We start from the raw sequence: 15,698 nt of genomic DNA, 5'->3' as shown, positions 1-15,698 counted from the left end.
GGGCGCTGCCGCCGGGGCCGGCCGGGGCGCCGGGCGCGGCGCCAGCGTGGATGCCGGCGCGGCCGCCTGCGTGCTGCCGTTCACGCGGAACAGCGCCACCACCTGGGTGAGCTTCACGGCCTGCTCGCGCAGGCTGTCGGCGGCGGCGGTGGACTCCTCCACCAGTGCCGAGTTCTGCTGGGTCATCTGGTCCAGCTGGTTCATGGCCGTGTTCACCTGGGCGATGCCCTGGCTCTGCTCGGCGGTGGCCGAGCGGATCTCGCCAATGATGTCCGTCACGCGCTGCACGCTGTCGACGATTTCCGTCATGGTGGCGCCGGCGCGGCCCACCAGCTGCGTGCCCGATTCCACCTTTTCGACGGACGCGCCAATCAGCGCCTTGATCTCCTTGGCCGCCTCGGCACTGCGCCCGGCCAGGCTGCGCACCTCGCTGGCCACCACGGCAAATCCGCGGCCCTGCTCACCCGCGCGCGCCGCTTCGACGGCGGCATTCAGCGCCAGGATGTTGGTCTGGAAGGCAATGCCATCGATCACGCCGATGATGTCGCTGATCTTGTTGCTGCTGGCATTGATCTCCTGCATCGTGGCCACCACCTGGGCCACCACCTCGCCACCGCGTGCGGCCACCGACGCGGCCGAGGTGGCCATCTGGTTCGCAGTCTGCGCGGAGTCGGAGGTCTGCTGCACGGTGCTGGTCAGCTCTTCCATGCTGCTGGCGGTGCTTTGCAGATTGCTGGCGGTGTCTTCGGTGCGGTGGGCCAGGTCGTTGTTGCCCTGCGCGATTTCGCTCGACGCGGTGGCAATGTTCTCGCTGGCCGAGCGCACTTCGGTCACCAGGCGCCGCAGCGAGACCACCATGTGCGCCAGCCCGTCCAGCAGCGAGCCGGCCGGGGCTGCGGGAATGGTGGCGTCCAGATTGCCCTGGGCGACTTCGGACATGGCGGCGATGGCATCGCGGGGCTCGCCCCCGATCTGGCGCAGCACCGAGCGGGCGACCAGCAGGCCGGCGGTGCCCACCACCACCATCACCACCAGCACGATCGCCAGGTTCGACAGCAGCGTCTTGCGCACCAGCAAATCGATGTCGTCGATGTACAGGCCCGAGCCCACCATCCAGTTCCATCCGTCCACCTTCATGAGGTATTGCAGCTTGGGCACGGGCGTGGTCTGCCCGGGGCGCGAGAACATGGTGAACACGAACGCCTTGCCGTCCTTGCTGGCGCGCATGCCCTCCACCAGCAGCGAGATCACGTCCACGCCGGCGCCGTCTTTGACCTTGCCCACCATGTTCTGCCCTTCCCATTCGGGCTTGATGGGGTGCATCACGCCCACGCCATCAAGGGACCAGATGTACATGTACTCGCTCTTGCCTTCCGCGCCGCCATACCGGGACACCCGCAGGGCTTCCCGGGCGGCCTTCTGGGCTTCTTCCACCGGCATGGCGCCACTGGCAGCCTTGGCCTGGTAGGCGGCAACGATGCTGTGGGCGGACTGCACGGCCGTGGTCAGCAGTTCTCGGCGCGACTCCACGATCTGCGTCCGCTGCTGCAGCAGGGAGCTGACGGCCATGAACAGCAGCGCGCCCATGGCCGTGGCAAGCATCAGCAGGACCCTGCTTCGAAAACTGAGTTGGCTCATGAGACCTCCGGGGGATGAAAAAAGGCGCCGCGGCTTGAGCGCGCGGCAGGGGGACACGGGGAGTTCCTGTGAACGGGACGGCATTGTGAAGGCCAGGGTTTGTAACTAATTGTCAAATACCTGACGCACGCCGTCGAGAGGGAAAACGTGGAGGCGGCGGGGCTTTGGGCCGGGCAGGCGCGAGGCGGCGCGGGCCACTTAAAATCGGGCCATGCTCAAGCAACGCACCCTCAAGACCCTGACCCGTGCCGTGGGGGTGGGTTTGCACAGCGGCCAGCGGGTCGAACTGACGCTGCGCCCGGCCCAGCCCGACACGGGCATCGTCTTCCGGCGCGTGGACCTGCCCCAGCCCGTGGACATCCCGATCTGCGCAGAAGCCGTGACCGACACGCGCCTGGCCTCCACCATCGCCGTGGGCAACGCCAAGGTGCACACGGTGGAGCACCTCATGTCGGCGTGCTCCGGCCTGGGGCTGGACAACCTGTATGTGGACATTACCGCCGAGGAAGTGCCCATCCTCGACGGCTCCTCGGCGTCGTTTGTGTTCCTGCTGCAAAGCGCAGGCATCGAGCTGCAGAACGCGCCCCGGCGCTTCATCCGCGTGAAGCGGCCGGTGGAGGTGCGCGAAGGCGAGGGCGCCCACGCCAAATGGGCGCGCCTGACGCCCTACCATGGCTACAAGCTCAGTTTCGAGATCGACTTCGACCACCCGGCCGTGGACTCCACCGGCCAGCGCGTGGAGTTCGACCTGGGCCAGGGCAACTACAGCCGCGACATTGCGCGCGCGCGCACCTTCGGCTTCACGCGCGACGTGGAGATGATGCGCTCCAACGGCCTGGCCCTGGGCGGAGGGCTGGACAACGCCATCGTGATGGACGACTACAAGGTCCTCAACAGCGACGGCCTGCGCTACGACGACGAGTTCGTCAAGCACAAGATCCTGGACGCGATGGGCGACCTGTACCTCATCGGCAAGCCGCTGCTGGCCGCTTACAGCGCGTTCCGCTCGGGCCATGCGATGAACAACCTGCTGCTGCGCGAGCTGCTGGCCCAGCGCGATGCCTGGGAGGTCGTCACCTTCGAGGACGAGCGGCAGGCGCCCGCAGGCTTCGCGCAGCCGGCGCGGGCCTGGTAAAGGCTCCTGGCGATGCTGCTGTTCCGTTGGGCTGTCATGGCGCTGCTGCTGGCGGCGGCGGTGTCGTTCGCCTTCTACGCCGGCACGGGCAACCCGCGGTTCAAGCGCCTGGGCCTGGTCGTCCTCAAGTGGACGGTGATCGCCACGGCGTTCTTCTTTGCCGTACTGCTGATCTCGCGGCTGGGTTGACCTCCGGCAAGCCGGCCGGCACAACCCCTATACTCGCGGCTGCTCCGGGGTGCACGTAGAAGCTCACAGACTGGGTCTTCTGGGCGTGCTGAGACGGCGGACCCAACCGCCGGAACCGCGAACTTGATCTGGTTAGTACCAGCGTAAGAAGAGCTGCAGCCACTGGCGCACCTGCGTCCCCTTTTTCATGTGGGGGCGGGGTCCGCGCACAGGGCCGATGGCGGAGCACTTTTCCATCCCCCCGACAGGAGAGTGCCCGCCATGAACGCCCCCGACAAGTTCGCCCACCTGCTCGCGCTGACGCGCGAACCTTTCCCTGCTTCCACCAAGAGCTACCTCACGGGCAGCCGCGCCGATCTGCGCGTGCCCGTGCGCGACATCGCGCTCACCAACGGCGAGGTGGTCAGCGTGTACGACACCTCCGGCCCCTACACCGATCCCGCCGCAAAGATCGACGTGCGCCAGGGCCTGGCCAGCGTGCGCGGAGCCTGGATCGCCGAGCGTGCCAACACTGAAAGCTACGAAGGCCGCGTGCGCAAGGCGCTGGACGACGGCCAGAAGGCCGACGACGGCGACCGCCTGGCCCAGCTGCGCGCCGAGGCCGCCGCCCTGCAGCGCCCGCCGCTGCGCGCCAAGAGCGGTGCCAACGTGACGCAGATGCACTACGCCAAGAAGGGCATCATCACCCCCGAGATGGAGTACGTGGCCCTGCGCGAGAACGGCCGCCGCGAATGGATGGCGCAGTACCAGCAGGACGCGGCGCGCGAGCAGCGCCTGGCCGGCAACCCGCTGGGTGCCAGCATCCCCAAGATCATCACGCCCGAATTCGTGCGCGACGAGGTGGCGCGCGGCCGCGCCATCATCCCCGCCAACATCAACCACCCCGAAGTGGAGCCCATGGCCATCGGGCGCAACTTCAAGGTCAAGATCAACGCCAACATCGGCAACTCGGCCGTCACGTCGAGCATTGAAGAAGAAGTGGAAAAGCTGGTGTGGGCCATCCGCTGGGGCGCGGACAACGTGATGGATCTCTCGACCGGCAAGGCCATCCACACCACGCGCGACTGGATCGTGCGCAACTCGCCGGTGCCCATCGGCACCGTGCCCATCTACCAGGCGCTGGAAAAGGTGGGCGGCATCGCCGAAGACCTGACCTGGGAAATCTTCCGCGACACGCTGGTCGAGCAGGCCGAGCAGGGCGTGGACTACTTCACCATCCACGCGGGCGTGCGCCTGGCGTACATCCACCTCACCGCGCAGCGGCGCACCGGCATCGTCTCGCGTGGCGGATCCATCATGGCCAAGTGGTGCATGGCGCACCACCGCGAGAGCTTCCTGTACGAGCACTTCGAGGACATCTGCGACATCATGAAGGCGTACGACGTGTCGTTCAGCCTGGGCGACGGCCTGCGGCCCGGCTGCGCCAGCGATGCCAACGATGAAGCCCAGTTTGCCGAGCTGCACACGCTGGGCGAGCTGACGCAGATCGCCTGGAAGCACGATGTGCAGACCATGATCGAAGGCCCCGGCCATGTGCCCATGCACATGATCCAGGCCAACATGACCGAGCAGCTCAAGACCTGCCACGAGGCGCCGTTCTACACGCTCGGCCCGCTGACCATCGACATCGCGCCCGGCTACGACCACATTGCCAGCGCCATCGGCGCGGCCATGATCGGCTGGATGGGCACGGCCATGCTGTGCTACGTGACGCCCAAGGAGCACCTGGGCCTGCCCGACCGCGACGACGTGAAGCAGGGCATCATTGCCTACAAGATCGCCGCGCACGCCGCCGACGTGGCCAAGGGCCATCCGGGCGCCCGCTCGCGCGACGACGCGCTCAGCCAGGCGCGGTTCGACTTCCGGTGGCAGGACCAGTTCAACCTGGGCCTGGACCCCGATACCGCCAAGGAATACCACGACGAAACGCTGCCCAAGGACAGCGCCAAGGTGGCGCATTTCTGCTCCATGTGCGGCCCCAAGTTCTGCTCGATGAAGATCACGCAGGAAGTGCGCGACTTTGCCGCGCAGAAGGGCGTGGCCGACGCCGAAGCGCTGGCCAGCGGCATGCAGGCCAAGGCGGCAGAGTTCCAGCAGGGCGGCGGGCAGCTCTACATCCCTGTGAAGCCCGCATAAGTCCGGCTACTGGCCCCGACGTTTCTGCGGGGGGGCCGTGCTTACCCTGTGCGGCAGACGGCACGCCAGCCTCTATAGTCCCGCCCACTTCCGGTTCAAAAGACCGGATGGGTGTGTGGCACCAAATTTGCTATGCTGATGTCGTCTGTTAATAAATGTAAGGAAGAGCCATGACTGCTCTCGGCCGCTTCTCCATCCGCACGCGCCTGTACTTCGGCACGGTGTTTTCCCTGGTTCTTCTGGTGGTGATCGGCGCCATGGGCTACGGGGCCCTGGACCGTACGCGCGCAACGCTGCAGGTGCTGTTCTCGCAACGCGTGCAGACCCTCACCGACATGGCAGACCTGCGCACCACCTTGGGCGAGCTGCGCCGCACCGAAAAAGACATCATCATCAACTTCAACAACTCGGTCGAGGTGTCTGCGCTGCGCGAAACCTGGGCGAAGACGCTGGCCGCGCTGCGCAAGAGCCTGGGCGATGTGCGCCAGGTGCAGGCGGGCGATGCCGAGTTCGTGGGCGCCATCGACCAGGCGCTGCAGGAGATCAAGCAGTACGAAACCGGGATCTCCCCGATCTTCGAGCAGATCGAGCGGGCGCAGCTGGACGGTGCCGGCGGCGGCGCATACGCCGAGCGCTTCAAGGGCCACATGGAAACCACGGACAAGCTGCTGTCCGGCCTGGCGGCCTCGGCTCGGGCGCAGATGGACGAGGCCCGTGCCGGCGTGGAATCGCGCACGGCAGCGATGTCCGGCCTGATCGGCATTGGCTTGCTGCTGGGGCTGGCGGTGCTCATCCCGCTCACGTTCTTCAGCGTGCGGTCCATCACCAAGTCCCTCACCCAGGCGCAGGCGCTGGCCGAGCGCATTGCCAGCGGCGACCTGTCGAGCGACGTGGCCGCCATGAACCAGGACGAGGTGGGCCAGCTGGTGGCCGCTATGGGCCGCATGCAGCAAGCCCTGCGCGGCCTGGTGCGCGAAGTGCAGGACGCAGCCGGCAACATCACCACGGCCAGCTCGGAGATCGCCACCGGTAACCACGACCTGAGCCACCGCACCGAGCAGACGGCGGCCAACCTGCAGGAAACCGCGTCGTCGATGGAACTGCTGACCAACACGGTCCAGCACAGCGCGCAGTCCTCGCGCCAGGCCAGCGATTTCGCGTCGTCGGCCGCCGAGGTGGCGGCCCGCGGCGGCGAGGTGGTGTCGCAGGTGGTGACCACGATGGACCAGATCACCGCCAGCTCGCGCAAGATCGCCGACATCACCGGCGTGATCGACTCGATCGCCTTCCAGACCAACATCCTGGCGCTGAATGCGGCCGTGGAAGCCGCCCGTGCGGGCGAGCAGGGCCGCGGCTTTGCCGTGGTGGCCAGCGAGGTGCGCAGCCTGGCCCAGCGCAGCGCCGAGGCGGCCAAGGAGATCAAGGGCCTGATCGGTTCGTCGGTGGACCGGGTGGAAGACGGCTCGCGGCTGGTCAGCCAGGCGGGCGAGACCATGCACGAGATCGTCAGCAGCGTGCGCCGCGTGTCCGACATCATTGCCGAGATCACGGCATCGTCGGCCGAGCAGAGCGAGAACATCGGCCAGATCAGCCAGTCGGTGAGCCAGCTGGACCAGATGACGCAGCAGAACGCCGCGCTGGTGGAGCAGTCCACGGCCGCCTCCGAGTCGCTGCGCGAGCAGGCCGTGCACCTCAAGAGTGCCGTGAGCCAGTTCAAGCTGCAGGACGGCCTGATGGCGGCGGCAGAACCGGCCGGCTTCGCCCCCGGCGTGGCCCGCGCGGCCGCGCCAGCGGTGGTGGCGCCCCGCCGCGCTGCGCTGCAGATCCGCTAGTGATTCGCTGAGGATTTTAGGGGATTTTGGCCTCTAGCGCTTATTGGATAAGCGCTGGCAGCTATAAAAATAGGAGCAATCCGCGCGACTGCGAGGCCCGCCGCAGGCTGCAGCAGTCGCTTTCGCCCTAGTCCCGGGTGACCCGCAGCACCTCTTCGCGGCTGGTGATGCCGGCCGCGATCAGCCGCTCGCCGTCCTCGCGCATCAGCGCCATGCCGCCGGCCAGGGCCGCCGCGCGGATGTCGGCCTCGGCCGCCTGGTTGTGGATCTGGGCGCGGATTGCGTCGTTGGTCACCAGCAGCTCGAACACGCCGGTGCGGCCGGTGTAGCCCGTGTGGCCGCAGTGCTCGCAGCCGACCCCCGAGCCGCCGGGCCGCCCCAAGGCGAGGGGCGCCCCCTCGGAGGGCAGCGAGGACACGCCAGTGCCGAGCGTGGGGGCTCCAGTGCCGTGGCAGTGGCTGCAGTACTTGCGCACCAGGCGCTGCGCCAGCACGCCCAGCAGGGACGACGACAGCAGGAACGGCTCCACGCCCATGTCCGTCAGGCGCGTGACGGCGCTGGCCGCGTCGTTGGTGTGCAGCGTGGCCAGCACCAAGTGGCCCGTGAGCGAGGGCTGGATGGCGATCTGCGCGGTCTCGAAATCGCGGATTTCGCCGATCATGATCACGTCCGGGTCCTGCCGCAGGATGGCGCGCAGGGCCTTGGCGAAGGTGAGGTCGATCTTGCTGTTCACCTGCGTCTGGCCCACGCCCGGCAACTCGTATTCGATGGGGTCTTCCACCGTCATGATGTTGTTCTTGGTGGCGTCGAGCCGGCCCAGCGCCGCGTACAGCGTGGTGGTCTTGCCCGAGCCCGTGGGGCCGGTGACCAGGATGATGCCGTGCGGCTGGCCGATCAGGCCCTCGAAGCGCGCGAGCGTCTCGCCCTGCATGCCCACGGCTTCCAGGCTCAGCTTGCTTTCGCTCTTGTCCAACAGGCGCAGCACGGCGCGCTCGCCATGCGCGCTGGGCAGGGTGGAAACGCGCACGTCGATGGCGCGCGTGCCCAGGCGCAGGCTGATGCGACCGTCCTGCGGCAGGCGCTTTTCGCTGATGTCCAGGTCGGCCATGATCTTCAGGCGCGAGATCAGGGCGGCGTGCAGTGCGCGGTTGGGCTGCACCACTTCGCGCAGCGTGCCGTCCACGCGAAAGCGCACGCTGCTGTGGCGCTCGTAGGGCTCGATGTGGATGTCGCTCGCGCCGTCGCGCGCGGCCTGCGTGAGCAGGGCGTTGAGCATGCGGATGATGGGCGCGTCGCCGGCGGACTCCAGCAGGTCCTCCACGGCCGGCAGCTCCTGCATCATGCGGGAGAGGTCGGCGTCGCTTTCCACCTCGCTCACCACGGTGGCGGCGCTGGATTCGCTGTGCGAATAGGCCGCGCTGATGCGCTGGGCCAGCGCGGGCGCGTCCAGCGACAGCAGCTGTTGCACCGGGTGCTTGCGCAGCACTTCCGACAGCGCCCCCGTGTCGGGGCTGGGGCCATGCCACAGCACGAGCTGGTGGCCGTCGTCCTCCAGCAGCAGCTGGGCGGTGCGTGCGAAGGCGTAGGGCAGGGGATGGCGCATGGGCTCGGGGCTTGTCCTGGTGGGGCTCTTACAGGGGCTGGGCGGCTACCGTGGCTTGCAGGGCCAGCTGCCCGCGCAAGGTGGTGGCCGCGGCCTGGGCGGCGTCTTCCGTGGCGAACGGGCCGACGCGCACGCGGGTGGCCTTGCCCCGGTTGGTGTCCACGGCCTGCTCGGACACGGGCAGGGCCGTCTCCCGCAGCTTGGCCAACGTGCTGCGCGACTGCGTGTCCTGGCCAAAGACGCCCAGGTTCACGTAATACAGCGGCGCTGGTGCCGGGGCCTGCTGCGCGACGGGGGCGGCTGCGGGCGCGCTGCCTTGCGGCGCAGCGGCCGGGCCGGGCTGGACGGACGGAGCCTGCGGCGTGAGCTGCTGCATGGGCGCCGGCACGGGCTGCGCGGGAAGCGGCGCAGCGGGCGCGCCTGCGGCGGGCGCACTGCGGTCGGGCAATGCCGGCAGCACGGGGGCGCCCGAGACGGAGTTCATCATCACGCTGGGCGCCGGCTGCGTCACCTGCTGCAGCGCGCGGATGGCTTCGTAGCGGTCCACCATCAGCGCGTCGCTGGTGGCGTTGTCGCGCACCACGATCGGGCGCAGGAACACCATCAGGTTGGTCTTGTTGCGCGTGCGATTCTCGCTGCGGAACAGGCCGCCCACCACGGGCAGGTCGCCCATCACGGGCACCTTGTCCTGGCCCTGCTGGTAGCTGTCCTCCAGCAGACCGCCGATCACGATGATGCTGCCGTCGTCCACCACCACGTTCGACTCGATGGAGCGCTTGCTGGTCGTAGGGCCGTTGGTGTTGTTCAGCGTGCTGCCGTCGATCTTGGAGACCTCCTGGTAGATCGACATCTTCACCGTGCCGTTTTCGCTGATCTGCGGCCGCACCTTGAGCATCAGGCCCACGTCCTTGCGCTCCACGGTGGTGAAGGGGTTGACCGTGCTGCTGCCGGTGGAGTTGGCGTAGGAGCCCGTGACGAACGGCACGTTGTTGCCGATGATGATGCGGGCCTCCTCGTTGTCCAGCGTCATCAGGTTGGGGGTGGAGAGCACGTTGGCGTCGCCGCTGTTCTGCAGGAAATTGGCCAGCGCGCCCAGGTAGTACTGGCCGTTGATGCGCGGGGCGAGCCCGATGTTCATGCCCTTGCCCAGGCCGCCGGTGCCCGTCAGGCCGCTGACGTTGCCGGTGGCGACCGCGGCCGCCGCATTGAGGATGTTCATGCCCGCCTGGCCGGAGTTGGTGCCGATGACACCGACAGTGCCGTCGCCCTGCTTGCCCAGGATGCCCTGCCACTGGATGCCGAACTCGGCCAGCTTGGTGGCCGTGACTTCGACGATGAGGCTTTCCACCAGCACCTGGGCGCGCCGGCCGTCCAGCTTGTCGATCACCTCGCGCAGCTGCCGGTACAGCGGCTCGGGCGCGGTGATGATGAGCGAGTTGGTGGTGGGGTCGGCCTGGATCTGGCCGCCCGTGGAGGGCTGGTTGTTGTTGGTGGCGCTGGTGCCCATGCTGCTGCCGCCGCCCAGGCCCGCGTTGTTGCCGCCGGACAGGCCCGTGCCGGTGGACAGCATGTTGCCGCTGGTGCCGCCGCCCAGCCCGCCGCTGGGTGCGGCCGGCGCCGGGCTGCTGCCGATGCTGGCACCGCCGCCGCCGCTGGCCGAGGCGCCCGTGCCCATGGCCGCCATGGCGGCACGCAGCGTGGTGGCCAGCTTGGTGGCGTCCGCGTTCTTCAGGTACACCACGTGGATGTTGCCGGAGGACGCGCTGCTGCCCGGGGCGGGCGCCTGGTCGAGCCGGTCCACCAGCGCGCGCACCTGGGCCACGCGGGCGGGGTTGGCGGCGCGCAGGATCAGCGAATTACTGCGCGGCTCGGCCAGCAGGGTCGTCTTGAACGAGGTGTCGGCCTGCCCCTGCACGGCGGGGGCCGTGCCGCTGCCTCCGTCGATCAGGCGCGCCACCAGCGGCGCGAGGTCGGTGGCCACGGCATTGCGCAGCGGGATCACCTCCACATCGCTGGCGTTGGAGACGTCCATGGCCGCGATGATGCGGGCCAGGCGCTGCAGGTTGTCGGCGTAGTCCGTGATCACCAGCGAGTTGTTGCCGGGGTTCACGTTGATGGTGTTGTTGGGGCTGATGAGCGGGCGCAGCACCGGCACGAGGTTGGCCGCGTTCTCGAAATTGAGCTTGAAGATCTGCGTGACGATCTGCCCCCCCGACGGCACGCTGCCCGCGCCGCCCTGCACCACGCTCACGCCGCCGCTTTGCAGCTTGGCGTCGGCCTCGGGCACCACCTTGTAGAGCCCCGCGGCCTCCACCACCGTGAAGCCCTGCAGCCGCAGTGCCGCCAGGAACTGCTGGAAGGCGGCGGCGGGGGTGACGGCGCGCTCGGTCACCAGGTTGAGCTGGCCTTTCACGCGCGGGTCCACCACCACGTTGCGCCCGGTGATGGTGGCCATGGTGCGCGCCACGGCCTCGATCTCGGCATTGGCGAAGTTCAGCGTGACGGGCTCGCCCGCGCGCACGCTGCCCGTGCCGGTATTGATGGCGGTTTGGGCAATGATTTGGCCGCTAGCGCACGCCAGCAAAGCGCCAACAGCTATTGTTTTGATAGTGAGTTGCAGGCGGGGCGAAAACGAGGAAGTCATAGGATCAACCCACGGTGATGATGGAGCGCGCGCCATTGCGCCGTCCGATGATGTTCAGGAGATTGGACAGGGCCGCCTCGCGTTCGGGGGCGGCGCTGGCCTCGCCCGCAAACCGCAGGCGGTTGCCCACCCACTGGCCGCTGCCACTGAGCTGCAGATGGCCGTCCAGCGTGCTGAGCGTGAGGGTCGGGGCTTCGCCGCCCTGCACCACCACGCGGTAACTGCCCATGGGGCGCAGCGTGGACAGGCGCGAGGACAGGGCCAGGGCGTCCAGCTGGAGCTGCCCGGCCAGGGCCATGCGCCCGGCCGCCCAGTTCACCTCCAGCGCCTGGGTGCGCAGGGCCAGCTGGCCCTGGGGCTGCACGGTGTTCCAGGGCGTTCCCAGGCCGGTCAGCAACGCCGCCGGCCATTGGCTCTGGCTGTCCGCCACGGTCAGGCGCGCCCCCGCCCAGCGGGCGTGCAGCTGCGCCTGCAGCGGCTGGGCGGTGCAGCAGCCGGCCTGCAATTGCAGCCGCAGGCCGGTGAGCATGGGGCGCAGTTGCCAGTCCACGCGGCCGGGCAGGGCGGCGCTGTCGTGGCTGGCGCCGCCGCCGGTCAGCACCAGCTGTGCCGAGCCGGTCCATACCGTGCCGCGCGCCTGCTGCAGCAGCACCTGTCCGCCGCTGGCGCTGGCCACGCCCTGCGCCAGCCAGCGTGCCGGCGCAAACACGGCCACGGCGGGCAGGGCGCCCGCCAACGCGCCCGCAAGCGCCCAGCCCCAGGCGCTGCGCGGCGCAGAGGCGGAAGCGGTGGGGCGGCGGTGGCGAGGGGTGGTGGGCACGTTGGGTTGGCTCACGCTCACGGTTGGCTGGGCGGCAAGGCCAGGACCAGGGTGCCGTCCCAGCGCGGCATGGCCGCGGCCGGCGTGCCCAGCACGGGGGCTGCGCTGGCGGCTGCGCCGGTGGGGGCCGCGGCGGTGCTGCGGGTCAGCCGCGCCTCGACCGGGACGGTGCGGGCGTTGCTGCGCGCTTGCGCCAGCCATTGGCCGAGTGCGTCCGCCGGTACGCCCTTGAGGGTGACCGTGGCGCGGTCGCCCGCCAGGTGGAGCTGGGCCGTATTGCCCAGCCGCTGCGTGAGTGCGGACCGCAGCGCGCCGGCAGCGTCGCCGCGCGCGCTGCGCGGGGCCGACTGCAGCTGCTGGGCCTCGGCACGCAGGCTCTGCATGTGCTGCAGCTGGGCGTCGAGTTCGGCGTGGCGTGCCGGGGCCGCCCGTAAGGTGCCCAGCGCGGGCGCCAGGGCCACCCACCACAGCAGGGCCAGGCCGACCACGCTGGCGGCGGCCAGCACCAGGGTCTGCTCGCGCGGGGCCAGGGCCTGCCAGCGATCGCGCAGGGCGGAGGAGCTCGGGGTGCGGGTCATGGCGTGCCTCCAGCGCGCAGCAACAGGCTGCCGTCGTCTTGCCGCATGCGGTAGCCGGCCGCCTGCAGGCGGGCGGAGAACGCGGCTTCGTCCTCGGGGGCCAGCGGGACGCCCCGCAGCCGCAGTTCGCCGGGGGTGTATTCGATGCCGGTGGGCTGGCTGCCGGCGGGCAGGGCGGTGCCCGCAGCGGCCAGCAGGGGTTCCAGGTCGCGCGCCGAGATGCTGCCTGCCGCCTGCCGCAACTGGGCCAGTTCCCGCTCCATCTGCACGGGGGCATCCACCACCACCTGGACCTTGGGGAAGGTCTCGGTCAGCGTGGAGCGCACGGCCGCCTGCTTGGCGGCGAGCGCCTGGCGTTCCTGCCAGGCCCAGGCGTTGAGCCCCACCAGATGCGCCACCACCAGCAGGCCGGCGCCCCAGCGGGCGGCGCGCCACTGGGGCGCGTTGAGCAGCGCGCTGGCCACGCTGCCAGCCTTACGCAGCGCGCGGGTGCGGCCGGTGCTGGCCAGGTCGAACTGGGCCAGATCCCAGTCGCTGCGCGCCGCATCCAGCGCGCGCTGGCTGGCCGTGTGCAGGGCCACGCGCTGGCCCAGGGTGCGCTCGGCCAGCGCTGCCACGGCCGGCTCGGCGCGCACGGCCAGGGCGTTGTCGTCGTCGGCACCGGCCTGGGCCGCGGCGGGCTCGGGGGCGCCTGCGCGGGCCATGGCCCAGGCCATGGGCGTCAGGGGCAGCACCGCCACGCCCAGGTCCGCGCCCAGGCCGGTCAGCACCACGCTGGCGTCCTCTGGGGTGCCCAGGGCGGTCAGTTCCGGGCGGCCGGTGGCCGTCGGTCCGGGGGCGAATTCCGGCACCACGCGGGCCACGCGGCGGCCGGCCGCCTCCAGCGCCTGCAGGTGTTCGCGCAGCCAGCCGCGGTCGCACACGGCCACCCACACAGGCTCCGCAGCGCGTGCGCCCGGCTGCAGCGCAAAGTGCAGCTGCTGGGCGTCGTCGAGCACGCGGTCTTCCAGCAGGCCTTCCAGCACCGACCGCAGGCGCGGCGTTTGCTGGCCGGCGCCCACGGGCAGGCCCGGCGGCAGCTGCACCCGTTGCCAGGACAGCGCGCGCGCGGGCACCACGGCGACCACTTCGCCGCCGGGGCGCGTGGGCTCGGGCAGCAGGGCGGGCGCTGCGGCGGCGTGGCGTAGAGCGGTGTGGCCGTCCGCCGTCAGCGTGTAGCTGTATTCGGTGGCAGGGCCCGGACGGGCCGGCGGCAGGGAAAGGATGAGGGTGCTCATGGATGGGTTTTGCGGGCCATTTTAGGGGGAGGGCTTGACGGTTGGCGCCTCGCCCGCGCAGGGGCCGCGCAGGTGTCGCTTTTCAGCGCAAGGCGGGCGGTGGCGGCTGGGGAGCTTCGGGGTCGAAGGCGCCGCGCTCGCGCCACAGCGTGGTGACCTCCAGCCCCAGTTTGCGCACCAGGGAGCGCTCGTCCACAACCGCATCGCCCAGCCGCAGCCGCCCCCGCACTTCAAAGTAGCTGGAGGCCACGGCGTGCGCACCTTCGTTGATGTCGACCCGCGTTCCCAGCAGGTCGCGCACCTCGCTGAGCGTGCGGAAGTGCCGCGCCTCGCGGGTTTGCAGCATGCGCTGCGCGCTGGCCTCGTCCAGGCCGTCGATGGCGGCCACCAGCACGTCCAGGCCGGCGGTATTGAGGTTGACCGGCGTGCGCACGGGCAGCAGCGTCACATGCGGCGCCAGCCGGGCCACGGTGGCGGGCTGCAGGCCCAGCCAGCCCAGCTGGGAGACGGTGGGGGGCATCAGCGGGGCCGTGGCGCTGTCGGCCCCGGTGCTGGCCTGCGCGCGCCGCAGGGTGTCGGCCAGCAGCGCCAGCTCCTGCGGCGGCAGCCCCAGGCGTTCGAACAGGCGGGTGAACTGCCGCAGCGCCACCGTCTGCTCGGGGCCGTTGCCGGCCAGGTTGGTCAGGTTCAGCCGCCCCTGCAGGTCCGAGATCTGCCCCGAGAGAAAGGCCTCGGTGGTGTCCGTGCTGGCGTCGTCCACCTGGCTCACGTTCTTGTCGGCCGCGAGAAACGTGGACAGCCGCGCCTCCTGCAGCGGCACGGCCCAGGGTTCGGCCAGATGGTCCGCGCCGCCCGAGCGGCCATCCTCGCGCAGGATCAGGCGCGACCAGTCCAGCGCGCCCACCAGGATCCAGGCCGACTGCACCCGGGCACGCTCAGCCGTTTCAACCTCCACCGCCCGCCACTGCTGCCACATGGCCGCGGCGGCAAAGGTGGCCACCAGCGTGACGGTGAGCATGGCCATCAGCAGCGCCGCGCCGCGGGCCGGCCGGCGGGTGCCCGGCCCGCGCGGGCCTGGTCGGCGGGTCATGTCCGGCCCCCGCCTAGCACCGGGTTCACCCAGTCGCGCGTGAGCTGGCCCACCAGGGCCTGCCCCGGCGGCAGCTGGAGCTGCAGACGGATGCCGTCCGGGATCGCGGTGGTGGGGGCCCCCGGCGCCGCAGCCACCGGGGTTCCGGTGCTCGACAGCGGGTTGGACCATGCACCGCCCCGGTAGTAGAAGATCTGCCACTGGACCAGCGGCATCAGGCCGGTTTCAAAGCGCCGCTCGGCGTCGCCCGGGGTGCGGGCCCACTGCCCGGCCGTCTGCCAGGCCTGCTGCCACTCGGCGCGGGTGCGCACGGGCGGCGACTGCCAGCGCATCCACTGGCCCGAGCCCTGCGTGCCGCGCAGCGTCCAGGCCACCACCAGCGCCCCTTCGTCCGGCACGGCGCTGCTGCGCCGCGTGAGCCGCAGCACCTGCCCGTCCCAGTCCAGGGGCGTGGTGTTGGCGATGGGCATCATCGCGTCCAGGTCGGCGCCCCACTGGCCCAGCGCCGCCTGCAGCACCAGCAGCTCGTCGGCACGCTGGCGCGTCGTCTCCTGCGCCCGCACCATGCCGTCCAGCCCGCGCCAGCTGAGGATGGCCAACAGCCCCATCACGGCGATGGCCAGCAACAGCTCGACCAGGGTGAAGCCGCGCAGCGCCCCAGGAGCCCCGACACTGCTGCGGCGGTGGCTGTCCCCCGGGCCTCGCGCGGGACGCCGAGCAAGGGCCGCCCCGCAGCGAGGGCGTCGTCCCCCTTCC

General features: G+C 70.3%; 12 protein-coding genes and 1 riboswitch. Of the genes, 4 read left to right on the top strand and 8 right to left on the bottom strand.

Going from position 1 to position 15,698, the window contains the following annotated elements; all coding sequences use genetic code 11:
• The coding region (locus LWW96_RS02125; protein ID WP_291484019.1) for a methyl-accepting chemotaxis protein at positions 1-1,638 on the bottom strand (1,638 nt) is incomplete at its 3' end.
• 211 nt (positions 1,639-1,849) lie between these two features.
• Between LWW96_RS02125 and lpxC the strand changes: the two genes are divergently transcribed.
• From lpxC to LWW96_RS02105, 4 genes are all read left to right on the top strand, one after another.
• Positions 1,850-2,773, top strand: coding sequence for a UDP-3-O-acyl-N-acetylglucosamine deacetylase (gene lpxC / locus LWW96_RS02120; RefSeq protein ID WP_291484018.1), 924 nt, complete (start codon positions 1,850-1,852; stop codon positions 2,771-2,773).
• Between the two features lie 12 nt (positions 2,774-2,785).
• Positions 2,786-2,962 (top strand): hypothetical protein, encoded by a 177-nt coding sequence (locus LWW96_RS02115; RefSeq protein WP_291484017.1) that lies wholly within the window; start codon positions 2,786-2,788, stop codon positions 2,960-2,962.
• 35 nt (positions 2,963-2,997) lie between these two features.
• Positions 2,998-3,129: riboswitch (TPP riboswitch) on the top strand.
• A 94-nt stretch (positions 3,130-3,223) separates the two neighbouring features.
• Positions 3,224-5,098, top strand: a complete 1,875-nt coding sequence (gene thiC / locus LWW96_RS02110) for a phosphomethylpyrimidine synthase ThiC (RefSeq protein ID WP_291484016.1) — start codon at positions 3,224-3,226, stop codon at positions 5,096-5,098.
• A 170-nt stretch (positions 5,099-5,268) separates the two neighbouring features.
• Positions 5,269-6,930: a methyl-accepting chemotaxis protein gene (locus LWW96_RS02105; RefSeq protein ID WP_291484015.1), complete on the top strand. Its 1,662-nt coding sequence runs from the start codon at positions 5,269-5,271 to the stop codon at positions 6,928-6,930.
• Positions 6,931-7,057: 127 nt separating this feature from the next.
• On the opposite strand, the gene gspE is transcribed toward LWW96_RS02105, so the two are convergent.
• The 7 genes from gspE to LWW96_RS02070 form a co-directional block, all read right to left on the bottom strand.
• A complete protein-coding gene (gene gspE, locus LWW96_RS02100; protein ID WP_291484014.1) occupies positions 7,058-8,533 on the bottom strand; it encodes a type II secretion system ATPase GspE in 1,476 nt (491 codons plus the stop codon).
• Positions 8,534-8,561: 28 nt separating this feature from the next.
• Positions 8,562-11,177, bottom strand: a complete 2,616-nt coding sequence (gene gspD / locus LWW96_RS02095) for a type II secretion system secretin GspD (protein WP_291484013.1) — start codon at positions 11,175-11,177, stop codon at positions 8,562-8,564.
• 4 nt (positions 11,178-11,181) lie between these two features.
• Positions 11,182-12,012 carry a type II secretion system protein N gene (gene gspN / locus LWW96_RS02090; RefSeq protein WP_366117926.1) on the bottom strand — a complete coding sequence of 277 codons (831 nt, stop codon included), beginning with the start codon at positions 12,010-12,012 and terminating at the stop codon, positions 11,182-11,184.
• Between the two features lie 2 nt (positions 12,013-12,014).
• Positions 12,015-12,575 carry a type II secretion system protein GspM gene (gene gspM / locus LWW96_RS02085; RefSeq protein WP_291484012.1) on the bottom strand — a complete coding sequence of 187 codons (561 nt, stop codon included), beginning with the start codon at positions 12,573-12,575 and terminating at the stop codon, positions 12,015-12,017.
• The gene (gene gspL, locus LWW96_RS02080) at positions 12,572-13,852 is read right to left on the bottom strand and encodes a type II secretion system protein GspL (RefSeq protein WP_291484011.1); all 1,281 of its coding nucleotides are present in this window, start codon (positions 13,850-13,852) and stop codon (positions 12,572-12,574) included. The genes gspM and gspL overlap by 4 nt, the downstream gene beginning before the upstream one ends.
• Before the next feature lie 82 nt (positions 13,853-13,934).
• Positions 13,935-14,942, bottom strand: a complete 1,008-nt coding sequence (gspK, locus tag LWW96_RS02075; protein WP_291484010.1) for a type II secretion system minor pseudopilin GspK — start codon at positions 14,940-14,942, stop codon at positions 13,935-13,937.
• Positions 14,939-15,595, bottom strand: a complete 657-nt coding sequence (locus LWW96_RS02070; protein WP_366117927.1) for a prepilin-type N-terminal cleavage/methylation domain-containing protein — start codon at positions 15,593-15,595, stop codon at positions 14,939-14,941. The genes gspK and LWW96_RS02070 overlap by 4 nt, the downstream gene beginning before the upstream one ends.
• Positions 15,596-15,698 lie beyond the last annotated feature (103 nt).

Source organism: Acidovorax sp. (assembly GCF_021287135.1).
Taxonomy (GTDB): domain Bacteria; phylum Pseudomonadota; class Gammaproteobacteria; order Burkholderiales; family Burkholderiaceae_C; genus Acidovorax.
The sequence above is the reverse complement of the archived record's forward strand: the minus strand, read 5'-3'. Positions and strand labels throughout refer to the sequence as shown.

What these genes read in the sequence shown, in the direction of transcription:
- lpxC (WP_291484018.1), top strand. Translation starts at nt 1,850, where the DNA reads ATGCTCAAGCAACGCACCCTCAAGACCCTGACCCGTGCCGTGGGGGTG.
- LWW96_RS02115 (WP_291484017.1), top strand. Translation starts at nt 2,786, where the DNA reads ATGCTGCTGTTCCGTTGGGCTGTCATGGCGCTGCTGCTGGCGGCGGCG.
- thiC (WP_291484016.1), top strand. Translation starts at nt 3,224, where the DNA reads ATGAACGCCCCCGACAAGTTCGCCCACCTGCTCGCGCTGACGCGCGAA.
- LWW96_RS02105 (WP_291484015.1), top strand. Translation starts at nt 5,269, where the DNA reads ATGACTGCTCTCGGCCGCTTCTCCATCCGCACGCGCCTGTACTTCGGC.
- gspE (WP_291484014.1), bottom strand. Translation starts at nt 8,533, where the DNA reads ATGCGCCATCCCCTGCCCTACGCCTTCGCACGCACCGCCCAGCTGCTG.
- gspD (WP_291484013.1), bottom strand. Translation starts at nt 11,177, where the DNA reads ATGACTTCCTCGTTTTCGCCCCGCCTGCAACTCACTATCAAAACAATA.
- gspM (WP_291484012.1), bottom strand. Translation starts at nt 12,575, where the DNA reads ATGACCCGCACCCCGAGCTCCTCCGCCCTGCGCGATCGCTGGCAGGCC.
- gspL (WP_291484011.1), bottom strand. Translation starts at nt 13,852, where the DNA reads ATGAGCACCCTCATCCTTTCCCTGCCGCCGGCCCGTCCGGGCCCTGCC.
- gspK (WP_291484010.1), bottom strand. Translation starts at nt 14,942, where the DNA reads ATGACCCGCCGACCAGGCCCGCGCGGGCCGGGCACCCGCCGGCCGGCC.